This is a genomic window from Leclercia sp. J807 (assembly GCF_009734465.1).
In the GTDB taxonomy this organism is placed as follows: Bacteria; Pseudomonadota; Gammaproteobacteria; order Enterobacterales; family Enterobacteriaceae; genus Enterobacter.
In genome coordinates, this window is sequence record NZ_CP046446.1 from 567,929 (window position 1) to 592,650 (window position 24,722).

Annotated in this window: 18 protein-coding genes; all 18 read right to left on the reverse strand. The window is 50.3% G+C overall.

The annotated features are described in order from the left end of the window. Positions 1 to 15: 15 nt before the first annotated feature. On the reverse strand, positions 16 to 2,169 hold the full coding sequence (locus GNG26_RS02670) for a carbon starvation CstA family protein (RefSeq protein WP_156237699.1): 2,154 nt from the start codon (positions 2,167 to 2,169) through the stop codon (positions 16 to 18). Positions 2,170 to 2,386: 217 nt separating this feature from the next. Then, positions 2,387 to 3,274 carry a YafY family protein gene (locus GNG26_RS02675; protein ID WP_156237700.1) on the reverse strand — a complete coding sequence of 296 codons (888 nt, stop codon included), beginning with the start codon at positions 3,272 to 3,274 and terminating at the stop codon, positions 2,387 to 2,389. A gap of 204 nt (positions 3,275 to 3,478) precedes the next feature. Beyond that, complete coding sequence (locus GNG26_RS02680; RefSeq protein ID WP_156237701.1) at positions 3,479 to 4,726, reverse strand: capsule biosynthesis protein; 1,248 nt, start codon at positions 4,724 to 4,726, stop codon at positions 3,479 to 3,481. Positions 4,727 to 4,814: 88 nt separating this feature from the next. Continuing rightward, positions 4,815 to 6,818, reverse strand: coding sequence for a capsular polysaccharide biosynthesis protein (locus GNG26_RS02685; protein WP_156237702.1), 2,004 nt, complete (start codon positions 6,816 to 6,818; stop codon positions 4,815 to 4,817). A 49-nt stretch (positions 6,819 to 6,867) separates the two neighbouring features. Then, complete coding sequence (gene rfbC / locus GNG26_RS02690) at positions 6,868 to 7,416, reverse strand: dTDP-4-dehydrorhamnose 3,5-epimerase (RefSeq protein ID WP_103823133.1); 549 nt, start codon at positions 7,414 to 7,416, stop codon at positions 6,868 to 6,870. 52 nt (positions 7,417 to 7,468) lie between these two features. Then, on the reverse strand, positions 7,469 to 8,341 hold the full coding sequence (rfbA, locus tag GNG26_RS02695) for a glucose-1-phosphate thymidylyltransferase RfbA (RefSeq protein ID WP_156237703.1): 873 nt from the start codon (positions 8,339 to 8,341) through the stop codon (positions 7,469 to 7,471). Between the two features lie 147 nt (positions 8,342 to 8,488). After that, positions 8,489 to 9,376, reverse strand: a complete 888-nt coding sequence (gene rfbD, locus GNG26_RS02700) for a dTDP-4-dehydrorhamnose reductase (protein WP_103178122.1) — start codon at positions 9,374 to 9,376, stop codon at positions 8,489 to 8,491. Then, positions 9,376 to 10,461, reverse strand: a complete 1,086-nt coding sequence (gene rfbB, locus GNG26_RS02705; protein WP_156237704.1) for a dTDP-glucose 4,6-dehydratase — start codon at positions 10,459 to 10,461, stop codon at positions 9,376 to 9,378. Before rfbB ends, rfbD begins: the two co-directional genes overlap by 1 nt. A gap of 146 nt (positions 10,462 to 10,607) precedes the next feature. Then, positions 10,608 to 11,630: a glycosyltransferase family 1 protein gene (locus GNG26_RS02710; RefSeq protein ID WP_156237705.1), complete on the reverse strand. Its 1,023-nt coding sequence runs from the start codon at positions 11,628 to 11,630 to the stop codon at positions 10,608 to 10,610. Then, the gene (locus tag GNG26_RS02715) at positions 11,618 to 13,627 is read right to left on the reverse strand and encodes a glycosyltransferase (protein ID WP_156237706.1); all 2,010 of its coding nucleotides are present in this window, start codon (positions 13,625 to 13,627) and stop codon (positions 11,618 to 11,620) included. Before GNG26_RS02715 ends, GNG26_RS02710 begins: the two co-directional genes overlap by 13 nt. A gap of 67 nt (positions 13,628 to 13,694) precedes the next feature. Then, positions 13,695 to 14,603: a glycosyltransferase family 92 protein gene (locus GNG26_RS02720; RefSeq protein WP_156237707.1), complete on the reverse strand. Its 909-nt coding sequence runs from the start codon at positions 14,601 to 14,603 to the stop codon at positions 13,695 to 13,697. Between the two features lie 369 nt (positions 14,604 to 14,972). Then, on the reverse strand, positions 14,973 to 16,631 hold the full coding sequence (locus GNG26_RS02725) for a hypothetical protein (RefSeq protein ID WP_156237708.1): 1,659 nt from the start codon (positions 16,629 to 16,631) through the stop codon (positions 14,973 to 14,975). Then, positions 16,631 to 19,471 carry a glycosyltransferase gene (locus GNG26_RS02730; RefSeq protein WP_156237709.1) on the reverse strand — a complete coding sequence of 947 codons (2,841 nt, stop codon included), beginning with the start codon at positions 19,469 to 19,471 and terminating at the stop codon, positions 16,631 to 16,633. The genes GNG26_RS02725 and GNG26_RS02730 overlap by 1 nt, the downstream gene beginning before the upstream one ends. A gap of 169 nt (positions 19,472 to 19,640) precedes the next feature. Beyond that, on the reverse strand, positions 19,641 to 20,843 hold the full coding sequence (locus GNG26_RS02735) for a sugar transporter (RefSeq protein ID WP_156237710.1): 1,203 nt from the start codon (positions 20,841 to 20,843) through the stop codon (positions 19,641 to 19,643). Positions 20,844 to 20,856: 13 nt separating this feature from the next. Beyond that, a complete protein-coding gene (locus GNG26_RS02740) occupies positions 20,857 to 21,507 on the reverse strand; it encodes an ABC transporter ATP-binding protein (RefSeq protein WP_156237711.1) in 651 nt (216 codons plus the stop codon). Between the two features lie 11 nt (positions 21,508 to 21,518). Then, on the reverse strand, positions 21,519 to 22,262 hold the full coding sequence (locus tag GNG26_RS02745) for an ABC transporter permease (RefSeq protein ID WP_231604211.1): 744 nt from the start codon (positions 22,260 to 22,262) through the stop codon (positions 21,519 to 21,521). Positions 22,263 to 22,373: 111 nt separating this feature from the next. After that, positions 22,374 to 24,137: a polysaccharide biosynthesis/export family protein gene (locus GNG26_RS02750; RefSeq protein ID WP_156237712.1), complete on the reverse strand. Its 1,764-nt coding sequence runs from the start codon at positions 24,135 to 24,137 to the stop codon at positions 22,374 to 22,376. Positions 24,138 to 24,154: 17 nt separating this feature from the next. Next, the gene (locus GNG26_RS02755) at positions 24,155 to 24,529 is read right to left on the reverse strand and encodes a hypothetical protein (RefSeq protein WP_156237713.1); all 375 of its coding nucleotides are present in this window, start codon (positions 24,527 to 24,529) and stop codon (positions 24,155 to 24,157) included. Between the last annotated feature and the right edge of the window lie 193 nt (positions 24,530 to 24,722).

Consider the following 24,722-nt stretch of genomic DNA (forward strand, 5'->3'; position numbering starts at 1 on the left):
ATAGAGGTTACTGACTTAATGGTGTGAAGAGGTCTTCACGCCGCCTTCCGGCACCGGTACGTACGGCGACTCTTTATCGGTACGACCCTCGGCGTTACGCACTTTCATCCAGGTTTTGATGCCGTAGAAGATGATGCTGTAGACCACCACCAGGAACAGAATGCTCAGACCCGCGTTGGTGTAGTTGTTCACCACGATATGGTTCATGTTGGCAATCTGCTGGGCAGTCAGCTCACTGCCGCCTGCGGCAATCTTCTCTTTGTACTGGTTAGCCATAAAGAAGAAGCCTTCCAGCTGCGGGTTGGAGCTGAACAGTTTCAGACCCAGCGCCCAGGTGGTGCAGAGCAGCAGCCACAGAGCAGGAACCACGGTCACCCAGATGTATTTGGTGCGCTTCATCTTCACCAGTACCACGGTGCCGAGCACCAGGGCGACAGCCGCCAGCATCTGGTTAGAGATACCGAACAGCGGCCACAGGCTCTTCACGCCGCCCAGTGGGTCAACAACGCCCTGATACAGCAGATAACCCCACAGACCTACGCAGCCCGCGGTTCCCAGTACGCCCGCTACCAGCGAGTCGGTTTTCTTCAGGAACGGCACGAAGTTGCCCAGCAGATCCTGGAGCATAAAGCGGCCTGCACGGGTACCGGCGTCCAGCGCGGTGAGGATGAACAGCGCTTCGAACAGAATACCGAAGTGGTACCAGAAGCCCATGTCTGCCCATGGCAGCACTTTGTGGAACACGTGGGCGATACCTACCGCCAGGGTTGGTGCGCCACCGGCACGGTTCAGAACCGACGGTTCGCCGATGTCTTTGGCCGTCTGCATGATCTGCTCAGGGGAGATCACAAAGCCCCAGGAGCTGACGGTCGCCGCCGCGTGGGCGCTCACGTCTTTCAGCTGCGCCATGATCAGCGCCGCGTTGTCACCGCCCATCTCATGCAGGTTCGGCATGGTAATGCCCAGGCCCGCTGGTGGGGTGTTCATCGCGAAGTAGAGACCCGGCTCGATGATGGAGGCCGCCACCAGGGCCATGACCGCCACGAAAGATTCCATTAGCATCGCGCCGTAACCGATAAAGCGCGCGTCGGTTTCGTTCGCCAGCAGTTTTGGCGTAGTGCCGGAGGCGATCAGGGCGTGGAAGCCAGAGACCGCACCACAGGCAATGGTGATAAACAGGAACGGGAACAGTGCGCCTTTCCACAGTGGACCGGTACCGTCGATGTACTGGGTCACCGCAGGCATTTTCAGCTCTGGGTTGATGATCACAATGCCGATCGCCAGACCGACGATTACGCCGATTTTCAGGAAGGTCGCCAGGTAATCGCGCGGTGCCAGAATCAGCCATACCGGTAGCAGGGCGGAGATAAAGGCGTAACCAATCAGCGCAAAGGTGATGGTGGTGTCTTTAAAGGTCAGCGCCGGGCCCCAGTACGGGTCGTGGGCAATCACGCCGCCGAAGTAGATGGAGGCCACCAGCAGCACAATACCGATCACTGACACTTCGCCCACGCGGCCCGGACGCAGGAATCGCATGTAGATCCCCATGAACAGCGCAATCGGCACGGTAGAGCAGACAGTGAAGACGCCCCACGGACTTTCCGCCAGCGCTTTTACCACGATCAGCGCCAGCACCGCAAGGATGATGATCATGATCAGGAAGCAGCCGAACAGAGCGATGGTACCTGGGACGCGGCCCATCTCTTCTTTAATCATCTCACCCAGAGAGGCGCCGTTACGGCGAGAAGAGATAAACAGCACCATAAAGTCCTGCACCGCACCCGCCAGCACCACGCCCGCCAGCAGCCACAGGGTACCCGGCAGGTAGCCCATCTGCGCCGCCAGGACCGGCCCAACCAGCGGACCCGCGCCTGCGATAGCCGCAAAGTGGTGGCCAAACAGCACATAGCGGTTGGTTGGTACGTAGTTAAGGCCGTCATTGTTAATGACTGCCGGAGTGGCGCGCGTCGGGTCGAGCTTCATGACCTTTTGCGCGATGTAGAGGCTGTAGTAGCGGTACGCCACCAGATAGACCGACACGGAGGCCACGACGATCCACAGGGCGCTGATGTGCTCGCCGCGACGCAGGGCGACGACGGCAAGGCAACATGCCCCGAGTATCCCAAGCAGCAGCCAGGGGACGTGCTTAAGTAGTTTTTTGATATCCATAATAAGACCTGGTTTTTAGATGAAAAAAGCGTCAGGGTTCGCTGTAGAGAGAGTGATTAATGCTGCGGCGATCTTGCCAGAGCCTTGCGCGTGTAAAGGAAGGTAAATCGGTGAGTGGTTGTATGGCGGGATGAGCGGTCAACTGCGAGGGCGAGTGGTTCAGGCTCGCCGTCAGAGGAGGGGATTGTGTGAAGGGGATCACGATGTTAGAAGCGGATCACTCCACGTCCGCCAGATAGTTCTCCAGAGTGGCAACGAATTTCTGCTTCAGCCATGCCGGTTCCAGCACCTCGATGTTAGGCAGCCAGTAGAAGAGCAGCGGCAGGATCTGGTTTTCATGTGCGGCATGGCAGCGCAGGGTGATGCCGTTTTTATCTTCCGCCAGAATTTCCTGGCCGGGCAGCAGATCGCGGCGTTTAAAATAGTGCGCAATAGTGGTGGGAATAAGCACATCCACTTCGAATGTCTCTTCGCTGACCCACGGGTCGGGATTTTTTTCCAGTAATTCGAGGGTGTCGTTATCTGGCGTGAAGGTTTCGCTGCGAATATCCAGCCACTGAATAAGGCTTAAAGAAAACGATTTCAATCTGCCGTCTTCGGTGGCTTGTAAATACCATATATTTTTTTTGTTAATTACTTTATAAGGGTTAACCTGCCGCGATTTTCCTTTATAGAGGATCTGGCAAATCTGCTGGCCCTTAATCGCTTTCTCAAAGGCTGCAAGCTGCGCGTGAATATCCCATTTTTCTTTTCGCTCGGCCTCGTTACCGAGGATCATAATATGGTTTTCCTCCACCCGTGACTCCAGTTTCTGCCAGAATTCACGGCCTTTGTCGGGAAAATAGTCATCCACATTCAGGAAGTTAGCAATGACGTGATGCAGCCCCGGGCCGGTGTGTGCCTGCGGGGAATGAATAAGCCGGTACAGCCCGTTTCCGGTGTACTCCACAATCGGCGAGAGTGCATTCAGATCGCGATAGACGGTGCGCTCAGTAATATTAAATTTATGCATCAATGCCTGGCGGTTAACCACGCCGTGTAAATGAAGCTCCAGCAGAATATCTACCAACCTTTCAGCCGAGCGACTCCTGGTCGGAATTGTCATATAGCTTTCCCGTGATTTAAAACATTGCTGTGAATTACGCCGGTGCGGGCTGACAAAATATGTCAGTGCAAAAAACGGCGTGAAAATTTGTCTTAGGTTATAACGGCCAGATTAGGGATAAACATTAGTTATTTTTACAACGAGGGGATAAAAGCGAGGGGCAGATCGGATCCGCCGGGGCAATCCCCCCGGCAGAGTGGTGAATTAGCGTTCGAGTTCGGAATCGGTAATAGAATCCGGCAGGGGGAGTTCGGTCGGGACGTTAAGCCAGTCTGACTTACCGTAAAACACGGCGTTAATCTGCGTGTTATAGAGCAGGTGGGTACGAAAACGCTGGAACAGCTGTTTGTCAGGCGCGAAATCCGTTTGCCAGAACTGGTTCAACGGCCCCTGCCAGGTTAAGCCTTCGATGTCATACAGCGCTTTGCCCATCACCTTGAGCGGCTTGTTGTGGATAAGCGCCGACAGCCCCGCAGTGCTGTTAACGGTGATCACTCCCCGGGTGTGGGTCAGCAGGGCGGGCAGGGAGAGATCGTGGATATAGATCACCCGGTCAGTCGTAATGCCGTACTTCTCGCACAGCGTATTAATCAGCACGCCATAATAGCGGTGACCACGATCCATCGGGTGATGCTTGAACACCAGATGGTGTTCTTTCGGCGCATGGCGGGCAAAGGAGCGGATCACGGTTTCGATATAGTCACGCACATCTTTATACGGGCTGTGGTGAACAATCTGGCTATCGTTGTAGACCTGCAAAATCGCCAGGTAGTATGCGTTGTCCAGCGTTTCGGTGATATGGCTCAGCATGTGGCGCTGCTTCCAGCGATACCACAGCTTACGACGGCCGGCACGGACCCAGCAGCGCATTTCATACCACGGGGAGAATGACTTGTGGTGGCGGTAGCCGCGATAGCGATGGCGACCAAACCAGCCCGCCGCGTAATAAAGCATGGCGTGGGCGGCACGGTTAAAGGCGCTGGGCTTCCACGGCGTCGGGGTTTTCAGCTCCGGCAGCGGCTGTTCGCGATAGTATTTCGCATCGATGGGCATCGAGGAGAAGGCGTTCACGCCGCCTTTTTCCAGGGTGATATAAAATGGCCGGAAATACCCCTCCTCAAAGGCGAGAAAGTCGATGGCTTTACCGCGCGCCCACTTCTTCGCTTCGACATGCATCGGGCGGCAATCCCCGAAACAGACGATGGTGTCGAAGGCGTACTCTTTGTGCAGATCGCGCAGCCAGAAGGCAAAATTTTTCACCGGGCCGGTGTAGTGCAGCGACGTCTCTTTTGCGGCATACCAGGCGTCTCCGGCATTAAAGCAGACCTGCTTCACTTCGCGGTGGCTGTGCTGCAGCCAGGTCGCCAGACGTGCAAAGCAGGGGCCCATCGGTCCTTGTAATAAAAGATATCGGCGGCCATTTAATAAATGGCGTATGGCTTGCTCTTCCATTTCTTTTCCCAGATCCGTTCCGTTGATGAGACAGGTGATTAACGGCTTGATGACCGCTTTTCTTTAATACATCAGGATAAATCGTTCGCTAGCGAAGCGTCTGCGCGAGATAGCTCAGTTTTAACTGCCAGCGCTGCCAGCGGCTGGCTTTTTGCGATGAGGAGTTGCCCTGCGCGGCCAACTGGCGGATCAACTGCTCCGGGCTCATCCACAGCCCGCTCTGCCAGTCGATATAGCGCGGATAGGCCACCAGGGTCAGGTAGACCAGCGCCGCCAGTGGCAGAGGGCGCTGACGACGCGGGGCAGGATGTCTGTCTTCGGTCAGTCCCCAGCCGCTGTAGAACGGCTGGCCCCAGGTGGTGACGCTCACCCCCTGCACCAGTGCTTCAAAGCCGCTCAGCGACGTCATGGTGTGCAGCTCATCCACATGGGGATAGAGACTGGTGAGGCCGAGATCCAGCACCTGGCTGTCGACGCAGTGGGCCAGACATTCGGCAGAGATAGCTCCGGCCCGGTTGCCCGCCACCACGTCCGGGTGCGGTTTAAAGAGGATGTGCGCCTCCGGTCTGGCGTCCCGTACCGCCCACAGCAGCGCTTCGTTGCTGCGGATAACCGGACTGCCGGTGAGGATCGAGGCATCGCCATCCACCTGGCCCACCACAAGCACCAGCGAACGGCCATCAGCAGGCGGGGTGAACGGTTTGATGGTGCCGACGTTGTATTTGCTCACCCCGTGCTGGCGGAGCAGATCCACCAGCGTCTCGCCGCGAGCCAGCTCCTGGTCGGTAAGCTCATGCTGATTTAGCAACTGCTCCAGCCCGCTTGGACGGCGACTGTCGAAGTAGATCCCCACCGGGTCGATGGAGAGCGACGAAGGGCGGCACAGATTCGAGCCCAGCCCCCGGGAGCGGATAAAACCATCTTCCACCCGGATGGCGCTTTTAAGTTCAGGATGACGGCTGCCCCACACCAGCACCTGCTCGTCGGCGGCCAGCGTTTCAGGCAGCTTGCGCACAAAGCGCAGCTCTTCGGCCAACGGCTGGCAGAAGGCGCGCATAAAGGCGCGCTTCCACAGCGAGAAGCCCACCATATAGAGACGGCGATAGCGCGGGGCGGGATTCTGCTGACCGGCAATAATGTCGAGTACCTGCTCCACTTCGCAGCGCTGGCCCAGGATCGGGTCCAGATAGCGCGGGTAGAGGATCAGCGCCGCCGCCACCAGCTGGGGCAGGGCGATCGGCCCCTGACGGCGCGGGCAGGTTTTGCTGTCGTGGGTCAGCCCCCAGCCCGCGTAAAACGGCATGCCGAAGCAGTAAACAACTTTCCCGAGCAGCAGCGCTTCAAAGCCCATCTGGGAGGAGACGGTGTAGACCGCCTCTACGTCGTTGAGCAGGGCATGGGGATGGCAGTGTTCGGCCACTACCTCCACGTCGTCCAGCGCCAGCCGCGCCAGCACGCCGCTTTTTTTACCCAGCCGGGTATCCGGATGAGTGCGCAGCAACAGGCGGGCCTCGGGGTGGTTACGTCGGGCCGCCGCTACCATTGCGACAAAATCCTCTTCGCTTGCCAGCGCACCAGGAATGGAGAGATCCCCCGCCACCTGGTCAATCAGCAGCACTTTAGGGCGCGGGTCGCTATGCAGGCGGGCCGCCAGCGTATCCGGCAGGCCGCTGCCTGCGGTATAGCAGTTGTATTTAGTGATGCCGAGACGCAGTAGTTCAGCTATGAGCGCTTCGGCACGCGCCAGCATGCTGTCATCGCAGGGGGTCGCGATCAGCTCTTCAAGGCGGCTCGGCTGGCGGGCATCGTAGTAAATTCCCACAGGATCGGCGATCAGGGAGACGGCTTTGCCTCCCCTGGCGGGATGACCAATATACCCGATAAAGCCATCCTCAAGCTGCCAGTACGGCAGGCCGAGATCGTGGGCTTTTTGTTTGATTTGGCGGGTATTGGCTTTTTGGCCCCAGCCGACCAGGACATCGTCTTGCGCCAGTTCTGTGTTGGTTTTAAAGGCGTGTAACGGGTGGCCCAGCATCGGCTCAAGCTGCGCTTTTCGCGCCAGAATCCCGGCTGAACCTGTATAGAATGTCATGTGCGCTCTGTGCATCAGAAACGCCCCGCGTCACTGCGGGGCGTGGGACTCAGAAGTATTCTGCGTCAGGGAAGGATTTGGCAACGCTGTCTTTGGCGGAGGTGAGGATCTCGCTGTCGATCTCTGGCCAGGTAATACCAATGGTCTCATCGTTCCAGCGGATGCCACGGTCGCTCTCCGGCGCGTAGTAGTTGGTGGTTTTATACAGGAATTCCGCGGTGTCGCTCAGGGTCATAAAGCCGTGGGCGAAACCTTCCGGGATCCACAGTTGGCGCTTGTTCTCGCCAGACAGATGCACGCCCACCCACTGACCAAAGGTCGGGGAGCTTTTACGGATATCCACCGCCACGTCGAATACTTCACCGGCCACACAGCGCACCAGTTTGCCCTGCGCATGCGGTGCCAGCTGGTAGTGCAGGCCACGCAGAACGCCTTTTGAGGATTTGGAGTGGTTGTCCTGCACGAAGTTTACGCTGCGGCCAATGGCGGCTTCGAACTGCTTGTGGTTAAAGCTTTCGAAGAAGAAGCCACGGTCATCGCCAAACACTTTTGGCTCAAAGATAAAGACGTCGGGGATTGCGGTCTGAATTACGTTCATGATTACGGCCTGATTGATAAATGGGGCATGACGCCCCAGGTGTTAATGGTGACTACTTGAGCATTTTCAGCAGATATTGCCCGTAAGCATTCTTCGCCAGTGGCGCGGCTAACTTGCGCACCTGGTCGGCATCGATAAACTTCAGACGGTAAGCAATCTCTTCAGGACAGGCCACTTTCAGCCCCTGACGGGTTTCGATGGTCTGGATGAAGTTGCTGGCCTCAATCAGGCTCTCATGGGTGCCGGTATCAAGCCAGGCATAACCACGGCCCATCATGGCGACCGACAGATCGCCCTGCTCAAGGTAGATGCGGTTCACGTCAGTGATTTCCAGCTCGCCGCGCGGGGACGGTTTCAGGCTTTTGGCAATCTCAACCACGCGGTTGTCATAGAAGTAGAGACCAGTTACCGCATAGTTGCTCTTCGGTTGCAGCGGTTTCTCTTCCAGGGAGATCGCGGTGCCTTCACGGTCGAACTCCACCACGCCATAACGCTCAGGATCGTGTACATGATAGGCAAAGACGGTAGCGCCCGCAGGTTTGGCTGCGGCGGCTTCCAGCTGTTTTTGCAGGTCGTGGCCGTAGAAGATGTTGTCGCCCAGCACCAGCGCACAGTCGTCGTCGCCGATAAACTCTTCGCCGAGGATAAAGGCCTGCGCCAGGCCGTCCGGGCTTGGCTGCACTTTATACTGCAGGTTCAGGCCCCACTGGCTGCCGTCGCCCAGCAGTTGCTCAAAGCGCGGCGTATCCTGCGGGGTGCTGATGATCAGGATGTCGCGGATACCGGCCAGCATCAGGGTGCTCAGCGGGTAGTAGATCATCGGCTTGTCGTAGATTGGCAGCAGCTGTTTGCTCACCGCCATGGTGACCGGATAGAGACGAGTCCCTGACCCACCGGCCAGAATAATACCTTTACGCTTGTTCATAATCCTTCATTTCTTCTGTTTTGCTCCGGATGACGGCGAACCGCCACCCGGCATCTGTTTGATTGCTGTAGAGGGAGCTAAACGCGCCACTCCCTGACAAAGGTCCGTGTCGATAAAACAAGGCATGCATAGCATACCCTGATGCATTTACTTTCCAAGGATTTCGGCAAGCATGCGATCGACGCCGAGGGTCCAGTCTGGCAGCGTCAGCCCGAAGGTGCGCTGGAACTTGCTGGTATCGAGGCGTGAGTTATGCGGACGTTTCGCCGGCGTTGGGAACGCGCTGGTCGGCACTGCATTCACCTGGGTGACCGCCAGCTCAACGCCTGCCGCCCGTGCAGTCGCGAACACCCGCTGGGCATACTCGAACCAGGTGGTGGTGCCGGAGGCGATCAGGTGATAAAGGCCGGCGACTTCCGGCTTATCCTGGGCGATACGGATCGCATGTGCCGTGCAGTCGGCCAGCAGCTCTGCTCCGGTCGGCGCGCCAAACTGATCGTTGATCACCGACATTTCGCTGCGCTCTTTGCCAAAGCGCAGCATGGTTTTGGCGAAGTTAGCGCCACGGGCGGCATAGACCCAGCTGGTGCGGAACACCAGATGACGGGAGCAGAGCGCGGCAGCCTGCTCGCCCGCCAGCTTGGTTTCGCCGTAGACGTTCAGCGGTGCAGTCTGGTCTGTCTCGACCCAGGGTTTTTCACCGCTGCCATCGAAGACGTAGTCGGTGGAGTAGTGCACCAGCCAGGCGCCCAGCGCCTCGGCTTCTTTAGCGATGGCGGCTACGCTGGTGGCGTTGAGCAGCTCGGCAAAGTCGCGCTCGCTCTCAGCTTTATCCACCGCGGTATGGGCGGCGGCATTGACGATCACGTCCGGCTTTAGCAGACGCACGGTCTCAGCCACGCCTTCCGGGTTACTGAAATCACCGCAGTAGTCGGTGGAGTCAAAATCCACCGCCGTAATACGACCCAGCGGCAACAGCGCGCGCTGCAGCTCCCAGCCCACCTGGCCATTTTTGCCGAACAGCAGAATATGCATCAGTTACGCTCCTGATAGTTCTTCGCGATCCAGTCCTGATAACTGCCGCTTTTTACGTTGTTGACCCACTGCTGGTTATCCAGATACCACTGCACGGTTTTGCGGATACCGGACTCGAAGGTCTCCTGCGGCTGCCAGTTCAGCTCGTGGCTCATTTTGCTGGCATCGATAGCGTAGCGACGGTCGTGGCCCGGGCGGTCAGACACGTAGGTGATCTGGTCGCGGTAGGAACCGGCCTTCGGCACCATCTCGTCGAGCAGTTCGCAGATGGTGTGGACCACCTCCAGGTTCTGCTTCTCGTTATGGCCGCCGATGTTGTAAGTCTCGCCCACCACGCCGGTGGTTACCACGGTGTAGAGCGCACGGGCGTGATCTTCCACATACAGCCAGTCGCGGATCTGATCGCCTTTGCCGTAGATGGGCAGCGCTTTGCCGTCCAACGCATTGAGGATCACCAGTGGGATCAGCTTCTCAGGGAAGTGATACGGGCCGTAGTTGTTGGAGCAGTTGGTGACGATGGTCGGCAGACCATAGGTACGACGCCACGCGCGCACCAGGTGGTCGCTGGAGGCTTTCGACGCCGAGTACGGGCTGCTTGGCGCGTACGGCGTGGTCTCGGTAAAGAGCGGCAGCTCACTACCCGCACTCACTTCATCCGGGTGCGGCAGGTCGCCATAGACTTCGTCGGTGGAGATGTGGTGGAAGCGGAACGCCTGCTTGCGGGATTCATCCAGCTCGCTCCAGTAAGCGCGAGCCGCTTCCAGCAGCGTGTAGGTGCCGACGATATTGGTTTCGATAAAATCGGCCGGGCCGGTAATGGAGCGATCCACATGGCTCTCGGCGGCCAGATGCATCACCGCATCCGGCTGATGGGTGGCAAAGACCCGATCCAGCTCCGTACGGTTGCAGATGTCCACCTGCTCAAAGGCGTAGCGGTCGCTCGCTGCGACCTCGGCCAGCGATTCCAGATTGCCCGCGTAGGTAAGCTTATCAAGGTTGATCACCGCATCCTGCGTATCCCGGATGATATGGCGAACAACAGCAGAACCGATAAAACCGGCTCCACCGGTTACAAGGATTTTCATAAGCGATTTTTACTTTTTCTATTGGATGAAATGGTCACCAGAACACAGTCTCTGCTATCCGTTCAGACCGTGTTTTAGCGGCAGGCCGTCTGAAATACAACGCCTGTTACAGGGTGGAAATGATTATTTCCCTTGTCGTCCCGTTTTTAACTGATTAACGAGTACGAGTATTCCTTTGCATTATTCGCCAGAGTCTGACGTTTTTGCCCGGCATTCACCAGTAGCGCTAGGGTATCGATCCATTTCTGCGGATCGTTATTCAGCAGCACGCCGTTGATATTTTGTTCAATAAAGTCACTGTAGGGCGCGCAGTTGCTGTAAACCCCCACCGCGCCCATGCGGACGAAATCATAAAATTTTACCGGCCCGCGCGCCATATTAAACTCTGACGCCAGTAGCGGCGCCAGACCGATATCGATGCGGTGATGCTGGGTGTAATCCAGATAGTTCTGCCAGCTCATAGGATGCAGTACCGTCACGCGCGGCAGGTCGCGATAGAGCTTATAGATTTCGTGTTCGCCAAAGATTTCGAAGCTGGCCTGCGGACACTGTGCCAGCACGTTTTCTACTATTTCACGCAGCCAGTACTTTTCGGCCTGATGTGAACTTGAACCGTGGTAGGCAATTTTTACCGGCTGTTTAACCGCCAGCAGCCGCGGCGTGGGCTGAGCAGACACCACATCGGGGTTGAGGTGGGCATATTTACTGGCCAGGTAGGGCGTCGACACCCAGATGCTGTCACAGTGCGAAGTGATCCAGCGGTGCTGGGCCGCAGAACGACGAATGATCTTCGTCCGGTAGGCTTTGGGTAGCGCCCCTAACGCGGATGGATCAAACAGATCGTCATCCATGAAGTAAACCACCTGGGAGAGATCGTCGATGTTGCGCGCAATCTCGCGCTGCCACTCGGCGGAGATAAAGCGGATGACCACAATGGCCGTTCCTTTATCCACTTCGATAGCGGGCGTGGTTAAGGTATCCATCAGCTGACAGGCCGCGCCGGGAAAGCGACTCCGGATGGCCGCTTCAAAATAGGCCAGCGTCGGTGAATTCCCTTCATGCAGAATCAACAGGGAGCGGCACTCCCAACTGCAAGCATGCGTCTCGCTGCTTTGCTTATTCAACTTCAGATACGGTTTAAAGAGTGCCTTTCTGATTAGTTCGTCCATGGCAGCACCACATTAGGAGCATGACTTAATGAGAAATCGGGTCGGTCATAGCTCAGGTTGGGATTGTATGCAGGATCGTGAGTGAGCCGCTGCGCCCAGCGTTTTTTCATATAGCGCAGCTCACCCTGGGAGCGCGCCAGCTGTTCTGGCGTGACATCTTTGCCGCGGGATACCGATTCGTGGTGGTACAGCTCGGCAAACGGCGTCCAGACGATCCGCCAGCCTGCCTCGCCGACCCGCAGACAGTAATCCACATCATTAAAGGCCACCGGCAGATTGACTTCATCTAAGCCGTTCAGGGACAAAAAGAGCTGGCGATGGGTGAGCAGACAGGCCGCCGTCACGGCGGACAGCTCCTGAGCACTCACCGCCCTGCGCTGATAGCCGGGTTCATCGGCGGCCAACCCACTGTGAAAATGATCGGCGCAGCCACCCGGCCCGACAGCATCGCCCGCATGCTGGACCCGGCCATCGCCGTAGAAGAGCCTTGCCCCCACAATGCCGACGCCCGGGCGCAGTAGGTGGGAGACCATCTCATCCAGCCACTGCGGGTTAATCACCTCGGTGTCGTTGTTGAGCAGGCAGATAAGCTCGCCCGTGGCCTCGCGCACCCCCGCATTGTTGATCGCTGAGTAATTAAACGGATGATCCCAGGCGATAACCCGCACCCCGTACTCCTGGGTAATGTAGCCAAAATAAGCAAGCGTGTCGGGATCGTCGCTCTGGTTATCCATCACCATGATTTCGATATTCGGGTAGCGGGTGTGCTGCACCAGGCTTTCAATGCACGGTTTGAGATGCGCCAGTCCGTTGCGGGTGGGGATGATCACCGACACCCGGGGAAGCTGTTCCGGCAGCGGCCAGCGCCAGCGGCAGATGCCGTGTGGAGCCGACTCCAGCGTCACTCCGACGGGTAGCTCTTGCAGCAGGCTTGCCAGCGTTTCATACCCGTCCTGCTGCGGGAGCGTGTCCGGGACGTGCATCAGCAGGGCGGGGATGTGCGCGATATCCTTCGGCGCAAGCTGCCGGGCCAGCTGCAACCAGCCGCGGTAGTTTTCGGCTCCGTCCTGCGGGATGGCGAAGGTGCCCTCTTCCCGCCAGAGGCCACTCCAACCGATATAGTTCTGGCTGTACAGCAGGGTTTCGTTCCAGTCCGGTTTGAAGTCCGGCGAGTGGCGTTTTCCTTTTTCATCCAGCAGATCGTGATCGCCGTAGATCCATTTTGCCTCTGGCGTCTGGCGCAGCTGGTGCGCCAGCCACACTAATGCGGCCGGAGCGAGTTCCGCCCCCACCGGAATGGCCCACTGCCATTCGCCTTCTGGCCTGACAGTAACAGAGGGGTGCTCCAGCACGGTGATATGCGTGGCCGGGTAACAGAGTGTCGCGATGCTGTCGAGCGTGCGCTGGCGTGATGACTCATCGCCGCCGTTCACCAGATGCAGGCAGACGTGGGGCAGGTTGCCCCAGCGGGCCAGCAGTCGATCGATCAGACGGCGTTCACCGGGCTGCACGATATCGAAATTTGCCAGCCAGTGTTCATAGGCGTGCAGCGGCCTGTCGTCGCGGATCTTGCCCACCAGGTCGTAAGCCTGCTGTAAATCGGTAAACCACAGATGCCACGACAGCCCCAGGCGTTTGCGCTTTTGCGCATTCAGGCGCTGATAAAAAGGCCACACCCGGCGCAGACGGCGCCAGAGGCTATTGCCCGCTGAGACCTGTGCAAAGCGGGTAATATTCAGCTCACATTCCGCCCCTTCGCTGCTGGCGAGCAGCCCCACCTGAGTGGCGCCCACCGGCAACCAGACTAGCTCCTGCAGGGTACCGCGGCGGGTGATAGGCAGGATCTGCTCATGCCAGATGCCCTGACACTGCCAGCGCAGGCGGGTTTCACCCCGAGGCTGACGGGCACGCAGGGTGCCCTGGATCAGGAACCAGCCCGCACGGGATAAAGAAGAATCTGGCAGCGCCAGAGGGTGCCAATGGTAATCGCTTTGCATGAGTGGATTCACTACCCGGAAGCGGGTAAAGCCCGCTTCTGACTCCTGTCGAAATAAAAAACGTAGATTAGCTGATTAACTTTTTAACGCGGGTCGCCAGCCAAGAGTCGCTTTTCTGTGGGCTCTCTTCTGTTGGCAAAGCATCCAGCTGCGCCTGTATTGCAGCCATTTCGGCTTTGACTTTTGGGGCCAGTGCCGCCGCCAGCAGGCAGGTTTCGTCGTTGCGATCGTGGGCTTTGAAGTAGGCTTTATGTTTTACGCGGTTTGCTGTGGCAGCACTGCCACGTAGGTGCTTGCCGAGCAGAAACTCTTCCAAAGATTTTACAGCGTAATGGTTGACCCGGACGCCGTTCCAGACCACTTCGGCACTTACGCCAGGACCATGTTTTGGGTGTAAAACCATGTCATTGCCCAGCGCATCGATATAGCGGCCATAGCGCAAATCTGCAAAATGTGGATTGTGAAAATGATTCACGCGCTCAGGTTTCACCACGCTTTTCACGTTGTGGTGAACGTTAAATTTTATCGGTGCGCGATGAGTAAAACGCTCCGTTACCAGGCCATCTTCAGCAAAGAGCTCGCCACTGGAACCAAAAATGGCCCAGTTAAGCGCAATGGCGCTAACGCTTTCGTCACTAAAATGTGAAGTAAGGAAATCGACCAGACTCACTTCAGCTGATAGGGGCAATAAAAACTCATCGGCATCGATAAAGGCAAGCAGATCAATATCGCGGGAACAGCTACGTAAAATGCGCTCGTATGCCGGGAGCTGCGGTTTTTGATTAATCACATCCGGTTGATCGAGAACTTTTACTATCCCCAGACGCGCCAGGGAAGAGAGCAGCTCGCGGCTTCCGTCACGACTGCCATTGTCGGCAATCATAAATCCGGTTACGCCCAAAACCCGGTGATACGCTATCCATTCAAGCAGGCCTGCAAATTCATCTTTAACGATGGCGGCAATATAAAGGTTCACATTGTTATCCAATTGCGAATGAAAGTCATGTGTAATGCACAGCTAATTTTATATTGATATTACACTTAGAGGTGAATTTTAAATGCGACCATTAAGAAGTTATCACTAACAGTGAAATATAATCTTGATTTATGCTATAACACTGTTGCCAGCTAGAATCGCAATTCAATCTTAATCGTATACAATATTGTGCATGGCTCATTTATAGATGCATTGGTTGTTTTTAAATATAAACTATACAGAGTATAGTCAATATTTAAACTAGCTTGTAGTATATAAGATGAGAATGTGTTTTTTACCAAAAGATAATTGCCAACGTGCATGCTAATTTGGAGCAGTAAATCCTTAAATGCTTTTTTAATATATCAATTATACCATTATAGTTCTTGAAATTCTATGGTTACTATTGGATATAAAAATGTCAATATAATCTAACGTATTCAGTTTTTTATTCGATTTAATTATGAAGCCTGCCAGTGGGTTTATTCCTTTACTTTGTAAGTCGCTTCGTGGGATACGGTCTAAAGTAACATTACCTTGGTGGCTAATCACTTGCATATCAATCATATTAGTTGGATAATTTCTATCGTACATCCATCCATAAATATTACCATCTATTATTTTTTCGACATTAAGATGAATAAATGGAGGGAGCGCCGGTATTCCAGAATTACTTACAATTTCTTTAGTTGATGTTTCAATAACATTCACAGCGAAACTGTTTTTTAATACTGGGTTATAGGCGCTAAATGGTAGACTAAAGGAACAATTACCATCATTTTTACCGGCAGTTTTTAAATCTTTCCTAAAATTATTGCATCTTAATTTTTGTTTTGGCTCAGGATCTTCGCCAAAATATATATCAACTTCTACTGCTTCCAGACTGTTTCTTTCAAGGCACCAACCAAATAAAATTTCACCATTGTATTTATCAATATAACCTTCGGTTAGTTTATTAGAGGCATTTTTTTTTATATATACTTTTTTGTTGAGTTCATCATAAATTGTTTGAAGAGATATTATTTCTGATATGTCCAGCTGTTCGATGCCAAGGTTGAAAACGCCATCTTCAATTTTACTCATAAGTCGTTTATATTCAGAGGAATCAACTAATAAATCATAACATCGTTTGGCTGAACGATAATGAAGCTGTTTGTCGAGGGCAAGGAAAAAACATGATTTTGCAAGGTTTGAATTATTAACTATATTTGACACTGCAACGCAGTAGAGAACTGTATGATGTAATGAATCAATATTGTCTATAATAATTGGCGAGCGTGCTATCCCATCTAAATTGTTAGGGTTAAATAAATCTTGCAATATTTGATATTGTTCATCGGGTAAATTAAAAGAGGGGAATATATTGTCAATATGGGCAAGAGCTGCATCAACATCTTCAATTAATTGTTTAATATCCATTTTACCGGCTAGAATAGTAATCAAAGCATGCGTACATCCATGTAAATGTTTGCTAACAGTATTATTTGAAAATCGTAGCCGCTGATGGGTGAGAATGTCGCTAATTGTGCTGTCACCGTGCAACACTAATTTTTCTACATCCGAATCAATAATTTTACTCTCAAGGCTTTTATAAATGTCAACATGTTCAGAGCGTTCTTTCTTTCCTAAAAGCGATTCAGAAAATTCTGGAATACTGGCACCTAGCGCTAAGATTTTATTGACTTTTAATAAGGCCCCGTAAAGAAGAGCTCCATAGCCTCCCATAGAACATCCGAGAGTGATAATCCTTATATTATCTCCGGGTAGGTCCTCAATGATTTCATTTAGAGCTTTCAGCGTGGCCTCTAAATTACCACCTAGCCCTTGAATACCCTTATGGTAATAATCATCACTAGTTGTATTAAGATAAATTTGGTGATAATTGCTGTTTGAGAATGTTTTTATATAATTGAATTTACCTTTAGGCGTATTAAACCCTGAAAAGCAAATGACGCAAATATTGCTCCAATTACATGCTTTAACTTTGCAATAATCACCAATGTCAAACTCATTTACTAAAAACTCCATTATCCAACCTCAATATTATAATAATCGTTGATGATTGATGGGTATTCTACGCCAATTTGTCTTTGCTCAGTGACTGGTTCAGATAAATATTCGCTGATGGTATTAAATATCGAGTGATTACTACTACCTAGTGGTATTCTCAAAACCGAGCGCATATCTCTGGATCGTTCAACTACAGCACCGATATCAAAGATGGCAATTGGAAGATTGCTGGATATTGCTTCTGTGAATGTATAACTGAAAGTCTCTGGCCATATGCTCGTAATGAAAATAATATCCACCTCATTTTCTTCGAATAATTGAAGGAAGTTTTCACGGGAGTATCTTCCGGTAATCTTAACAAAATCATAGGTGCTGAAGAAGTCGTCATCGCTTGTATATCCAATAATAGTTAAATTCGCTTGAATATCTTTATTTTTAATATATTCAGCAAGACCCTTAATTACATTGATACCTTTATGGGGACCAATGGCGCCAATGAAGCCAATGTTAATTTTTTTGTCTGCATGATGGTTAACATATGATTTGATAATTCCTTCTGGATGATATCTATAATCAATATTATCTAGTGGAATGAAGTTTTTTATTCTTAACATTGTATCTTTTGATGGCGTATAAACTTTCCGAGCCTTTGATAACTGCATTTCGTGAAATTGACGCCAGCTTTCTATACTACCACCGACATCTTCGATTTTTAATTTTGATGAGTCGTGAACGCCCATATCACGAATACAGTTATTACATACATCATTTGTTGGCTGATTACAGTATTTATCGCTGTAGCTGACCATATTTGCTCGTGGACAGACTGTATAATAATCATGCAAGGTAACATCATATTTACATTGAAGATCAGTTGGTAGATCCCAAATGCGAGTAGAGAACTGAAGGGTATGATGATAATGAATGTGCCATACCCCTAACTCTATTAATAAGGATACGAAATCATTATATTCATTATAAATATCATAATCACAGAAGACCCCCACCTTTTCTAAAGATAAACGCCACATGCCATTTTCGCGGCACGTTAACATAATTACCGGATACTGTTCTTTATTCAGTAAACGTTCCATCTCATCAGTAGCTACCTTAGTGCCACCGCCGATTACTAACGAAACAAAAAGAATAGGTTTTTTAGAGAATTCAGACAGTTCATTTCTGATAATTTTAGCTGCGAGTTCTTTGCGTAGTAATCGAACCGGATCTTCCTTTACAAATTTTGCAACTAATTCAGGATAGTCAGGATAAATTGCATTAAGTTTCTCAAGATTCTTAGATATAAATTCTTCAGCATTGTTAGCAAATGAAACCGAGCCTAAATGATGCACAAAGGTTTTATTAGTGACGACATGTTTCCAACCCAATTTTGATGCCCTTAAAGAAAAATCGTTTTCTTCAGCATAACCTTTTCCCCATTTTTGCTGGTCAAAATATCCAACATCATTTATCACTGCTCTTTTGATAAACATACAATATCCGTGCGCAGTAGGTAACTCTTGTGCCGGCATAATGTTTGTTGAACAAAGCGAAGCTAATTTATGTACATCGTAATTAATAGGTAATTCGTTATCTATACAGAATTCAGGGAAACTACAAATAGTGGCATTATTAGATATAGGTGTAACTGTACCAATAATCTCTGAGTTATTAGAGGAATATGCTTCTTGTAAAATGGCGTCAAGCCAACCATCAGCTACTATAGTATCTGAATTTAATAGAATGACATCATGTGCTTCTGCTACTAGCATACCTCTATTTACAGTTCCTACGAAACCTAAGTTTGCTTCATTATTTAAAATCTCAATATTTACATAATCTTTGAATTTAGAAAGCTCATTCTTCATCTCTAAGTCTGGGCTACAATCATTTATTACTATAACCCGAAAAGGTGCTTGGTTTTTAGCGTGAATTACGCTAGATATACAATTGATAGTTTCTTGAACCCCTTTGTATACAGGTATTATTACAGCAATGCTTTCATTTTTGTTTTTGCTTTTGATATCAATAGGTTTAATCGTAGGTACATCAATGTTCATTCGACAGTGATCAATAATCGCTGGGATGATAGAGTGAACTAATTGATGTGAATTCGTTGATTTTAAATAATATTTCTCGTTGCGGAGAAATGATTGTAATTCAGTTAACGCTTTAATTTTTGAAGAGAAAGATGTGAAATTCTTTTGAGAAGCTATAACGTATTCTTTGTCATATTTTAATTTTATCGATATATCACATTCATCTGTCCCAGATAGCTCAAATGCATTAATATAAAAACCATGGTTGCAATTTTTAATGCCAATTGAGTTTAAGTCGCTTCTTAATAAATTTGCTGGGATTTGGTGGTTTTTATTATTAATAGTGACGTCTAGCGATAAAGCGACTTCTTCATTATTTCTATCAACTACCCAACCTGCAGCCACCCCATTGTTATAAATATCTAATGAAAATATAATTTCTGGAGGTGATAGTTTTTTTGGTGAGTTTTTTAACTCGTAATACCCGAATTCAGATTTAATTGAAATTGAACAATCAAAACCATATTCTGTTACTATTTTTTGTAAGTTTAATGGTTCTGAAAAAGCAGCGAATCCCTCATTTATACCAGCAATTGAAAGATCTTTCCTGTGTAAACCACTAGAGAATTTTTTAATTTCGATATCATTTATGTATAAAGAGAGAGTAACTGGTGAATTTTTAATTTTTTCAACGGCCCACCCATGCACAAAATTCCCATCAAACACGTCAAAATGTCCTTTTATTTCATCTTCTTTTGAAATGATTGAATTAAATATTTTTTTAATTTTGTTTTTTGTTTTTTTCATTTTTGTGTGAGCCATTCGTCAGTTTTCCTTCTGATTTAAACAAGCATAAGGAAAGTGTTAATAGTTACTTGCTTTATGCTTTTTCTCTGAACTACATTGCTTTCTACAATGTAATAATATGAAATGAATAAGCCGAGCTATATTCGATACTGATAAAATTACTAAAACAAGTTTGTTGATTGTCTTAATCTTGATGTTCCCGGAGAGTTGCTAAACCCATTATGATTAGACCATATATTAGACACAGCAATACACCAATGGTTGCCAGATTATAAAGGCGTCGGGGATATTCTGCATCTTCAGCCAGAGTAGGTTGGCTAACAACTAATAGATGTTTCAGTTTACGGTATGCTTCGACTCTTGCTTGTTCTAGGCTTATAAGGCCCGACTTATAGAGATCTACTGCTAAAGTTGCTTGAGTCTGTACATCCATATAGCGGGCAGTAACTTCGTTCATCGCATCTTTATCCACGCCAGTAAGTCGACTTTGCTCTTGGGCTAATTGCTGTGTTAATGCATCCACCTTGGCTTGCACAGAAACTACAGCAGGCGCAGAACTTTTCATATAACTTTGCAGTTGTTTCAATTGAGCTTGTTGCTGCGCCAGTTGAGCTTCAATTTGACTTACCACTCCCAAGCGCGCACTACTGGTTGATTCAGGGCTAATTAAGTGGTGATTGTTTTGAAATTCTAAAACTTTAGCTTTTTCCGATTGTACCCGCAGATAAGCACGGTCAACTTCTTTCTCGACAAAGGCCAACTGTTCCAACGCAACCTGATGCCCTAACTTATTTATAAAACGTTCGGATTCTTTCAACATTAGACTAACCACCCGTTGACCATATGCTGGGTCAAATGCTTGTAACTCAATTGTCAGTACACCAGAGACATCATCCATACGTAATGTAAGGTGATCACGGTAATACTTAATAAAATCTTCATTACTCACATCATCTGGTAATCGAGAAAAGTAATCTACTTTAGGGTTTTGGTAATGGGCTTTCAAACCTAGTTCGTTATCAAGTTTATTAAGCAGATCTGGAGATTTGAGATAGTCTTGTATTATGAGTACATCCTCATGATTACTACCGCCAATTCCTAACATAGATAAGGTGTCAGGCAACATTTTAATTTGATCGGCTTGTTTAACTACTAATTCTGCCCGACTAACATACCGATCTGAAGCAATAAAACCAAAATAGAGTACAGCAAGAGAAAAACATATTATTACCCATGAAAAACTGCCTAGTCTAAGACTTTGTTTCCAGGAACGGTGCGCAAGTTTATAACCGCTTGAATCGATAAAAAAGCGCTTGGGTTTAGTTTTGAATTTTTTAAGCTTACGCATTAAACCTGATGATTTATTTAGGCGAGTTAGTTGCGTCATTATTTTTTACTTGCTATAGGTTCTGATAAATACGGATGGCATCGTCGATGTTGTCAAATATTTCTAAAGTACCGTTGCGCAGAACAATACCCATATCACATTGTTGACGTAAGTTTTTCATATCGTGCGAAACCATGATTAGGCTTGCGGTCTCACGTTTATGGTTAAAAACATCAATGCATTTTTGTTTAAATCGTGCATCCCCTACTGACATTATTTCATCAGTAAGGTAAATTTCGAAATCAAAGGCCATACTCACCGCGAACGAAAATTTTGATTTCATACCGCTTGAATATCCTTTGATTGGCAGTTCGAAATGCTGGCCGATTTCTGAGAATTCCTTCACCCATTCCTCAATAGCTCGGGTATCGTGTACTCCATGGATACGGCAAACGAAGCGTGTATTTTCTCGCCCCGTCATGCTTCCCTGAAATCCACCGCCTAGGGCAAGTGGCCATGAGACACGACAATGTCGAGTAACTTTTCCTTTGCTAGGCATATCCATACCGCCAAGTAGGCGTAGCAAAGTTGATTTCCCCGCACCATTAGTACCTAAGATACCGATATTACGATTGCTTGGGAGCGTTATGCTTACATCGCGTAGTACATAGTTTCGGCCAAATTTGGTAGGGTAATACTTCGATACATTATCAAGAATAATCATGCATTTTCACTTTAACTTGCAATTAGGCGACGCTGACTTAAGCGGTAACAACTCATTGCGAACGTAAGTAGAACAAGCGTTACTCCGAGTAAATATGCCCAACTAACATTCGGGCTAACATAGCCAGCAAGCCAGCCTGATCGTATTAGTTCAACGGCATGCACCAACGGATTCCACAAAAACCAGTGTTGGTAATGCGCTGGTATAGTCGCTAATGGATACATAACGCAGGAAACGAACATCAATGGCATCATTATGAGACTGAGAAATTTATTTGCCTCTTGAAATAAATTGCTAACTACACAAAAAACCATACCTAATGAAAACGAAAAAAGCATTAAAATCAAGTACAGAACAACTACTTGTAAAGGGTTGTTAGGAATAGCATCAAAACCAAACCATAATAATCCTAAGACTAAAATACACCATACAACCATGCCAATAATGGCCTCAAGAATGAAACGGGCAATAAAAGTAGCAAAGGGAGTGACTTGCCTATAGCAAAACAATCCCTTGTTTGCGTTTACCGCCGATTGCAGTTTACTCACAACATTTTTAAAAAAGATAAATGGCAAATAGCCAGCAGTAATAAACAACGGTGCAGGCGCGCCGCCAAAACCGCTGTGGTTGCGCATCCCAAATATCAAACTAAAAGCACCAATCATCAACAACGGATCCAACAGCGCCCAGGCATACCCCAGCCGGTAACTGCCAAATCTCGTTTTCAGTTCACGAATAAGCAGGCCAAACGTCACATCCCTCAGCACCTGGAAAGAGCTGCGGGGCGTCTGGTTGAGAACAGGTTTAAGCATAAGAAGGCCGATATCACAGAACGGGCCCGCGATGGTGCGAGCCCGCATTGAGGGTTAGTTCAGGACCACGTTGGCCGCCACGGCAACCTGATAGATGACCTGGGTGATGTCTTTGATGGACTGCATCATTTTGCTGTCCACTTTCGGCATGACCAGAATCTGATCGCCTGGCATCACATCACCGCCGTCTTTAAACTCCATCAGCCCGTTGGCATGTACCACAGCAATGCGCTTGTCGTTCGCACGGTCGGTATAGCCGCCCGCCCAGGCTACGTAGTCTTCCAGACTGGCGTTTTTGTTGTAGACCACCGCCTGGGGCATCATCACTTCGCCACCCACCTGAATCAGGTCGGTTTTGTTCGGGATCACAATCTGGTCGCCCTGTTCCAGCAGGATGTTGGCGATCACGCCCTTATCCGCCACCACCACTTTACCCAGCGGCTGAACCTTGCGGGCTTTTTCCACAAAGCGCATCACCAGCTCGGCTTCTTTGGTTCGGATGGAGGCTTCACCGTCAGAATTAGCTGGCGCGGTAAACACGCTGCGCTCCAGACGGTTAAGGGAGTCTTCCAGCATCTCTTTCTGCCGCGCGGCCACGCTCTTACGCATAATGTAGATCGAGCCGTAATCCGCCATGTTCGGATCAATCGGGATATGGTTCAGCAGATCGTGCAGACGGGTCTCTTTACGCACGGTGAAGTAAGATGGCCCGCGATAGCTGCCCATCACCTGCACGTCGTACACCTGCGCATGCATGTCGTCGTTGAACAGCACCTTGTCGCCGTCGCTCAGCTGAACGCGGTCGAAATCTTTATATGGCATATAGACCGAGAACGGGCCGTTGGAGCGATCGCCAATCACGCCCACGTGGCTCACTTTGGCGAGGGGCAGGGCGTAATCGATCAGTTCCGAGCCGAGCGCAGTGCTGTTCTTCAGCTCAAAGCGGAACGGGTTACGCACTTTACCGGCCACGTTGATCATCGGCCCCTGCGGTTCCACCAGGATCACGTCCTGATCTTTGAGGGACAGCTTCGGCATTTTGCCCTGCTGCATAAACTCATACAGGTCGATCTGCTGGATCACACGGTTCTGGCGTAACACCTTAATGTGACGATAGCTTCCGCGATCGGAGTCGATGCCGCCAGCGCGTTTCAGGAAATATAAAACGCTGTCGGAAGATTGTCCGGCATATTGCCCAGGGCGGATTACTGGCCCGGTGACATATACGCTGACCGGCGTCGCGGTAAGTAAATTAACGTAAACATTTACGTTATTGGTGAATACTTCGCTGATATGGCTGGTGACTAAGTTATTGACTTTACTCGCTGCCACATTTTTGACATTTATTGGCCCGACATCAGGAATGAAAATATTGCCCTGATTATCAACAGTTACCACGTTGGAGAAATTAACCGCGCCCCAGATCCAGATATTCAGCTTATCGCCGGGAGCGATCAGATAATTATCGTTTAAGCCGTCGCTGCGCTCGGTTTCATAACCACCGGCAAACAGGTTAGCTCCGTACGGAGGGGGGAGGCCGGACTCGGACTGCGGCAGTAATTTACGCACGTCGGACTCGCCCGGCAGTAACATGCCCTGGCGGTTTTGCTGCGCGAAAGTACCGGTCGTGGAGGAGGTATTGGCCTGGCCGCTCATCGCTTGCTCACCGCCAAGCTGCAGTCGACCATCGCCGTTATCTGCCGGGGCGTTCATCCCAAAAGCCTGGGCTTCTTGCTGGGTGGGAGCGGCTAAAGATGCGCAGGAGACGCAGGCCAGCAACAGGACGGCACTCAATTGCCGAAAATTCGTTATCTTCACAACATTTCTCTTCAAAATTATTGCACGGCAAGCAGGTTACTGGCGGAAGCCTGTTCCAGCTGCGGTACCAGATACCAGGTATCACCGTTCTTGCAGGTCACACCGCGCTGGGACTGGTTGTAGTTGCGGTTACGCAGCAGTTCAATGCATTCCAGCCCAAGGGCAGAGACATAGCGCTGGCCTAACGTGTACGTATTGCCATTGGCGCTGAGCGATGCGCCCTGCGGCAGCGTGTTCAGAGGTTGTTGCAGGTTAGCTGCCATAGCATGCAGGTCGGTAGAAGCGGTCTGATTCACAAGCGGTCGGGATGCTTCAACCTGCTTCGGAGAATATGCGCAGCCACTCAGCATGAGGGCGAGCGAAATCACCACAAGGCGAGTTACGTTCTTCATAAATCAATATTTTCCAACAAATCAATAACTGGCATGTGAAATAAAATGTTGATGGCATACAACCGCTTCTAATAGCTAAGCAGTTGATAAATCTTGCAGGTGCAGGAGCAGCAAAAAAACGCAGGCGTTAAGTCAGAACAGCCAAAAAAAGGGTAGGCTACCGCACGGAAAAGTACCATTCCGGTTAAAAAAC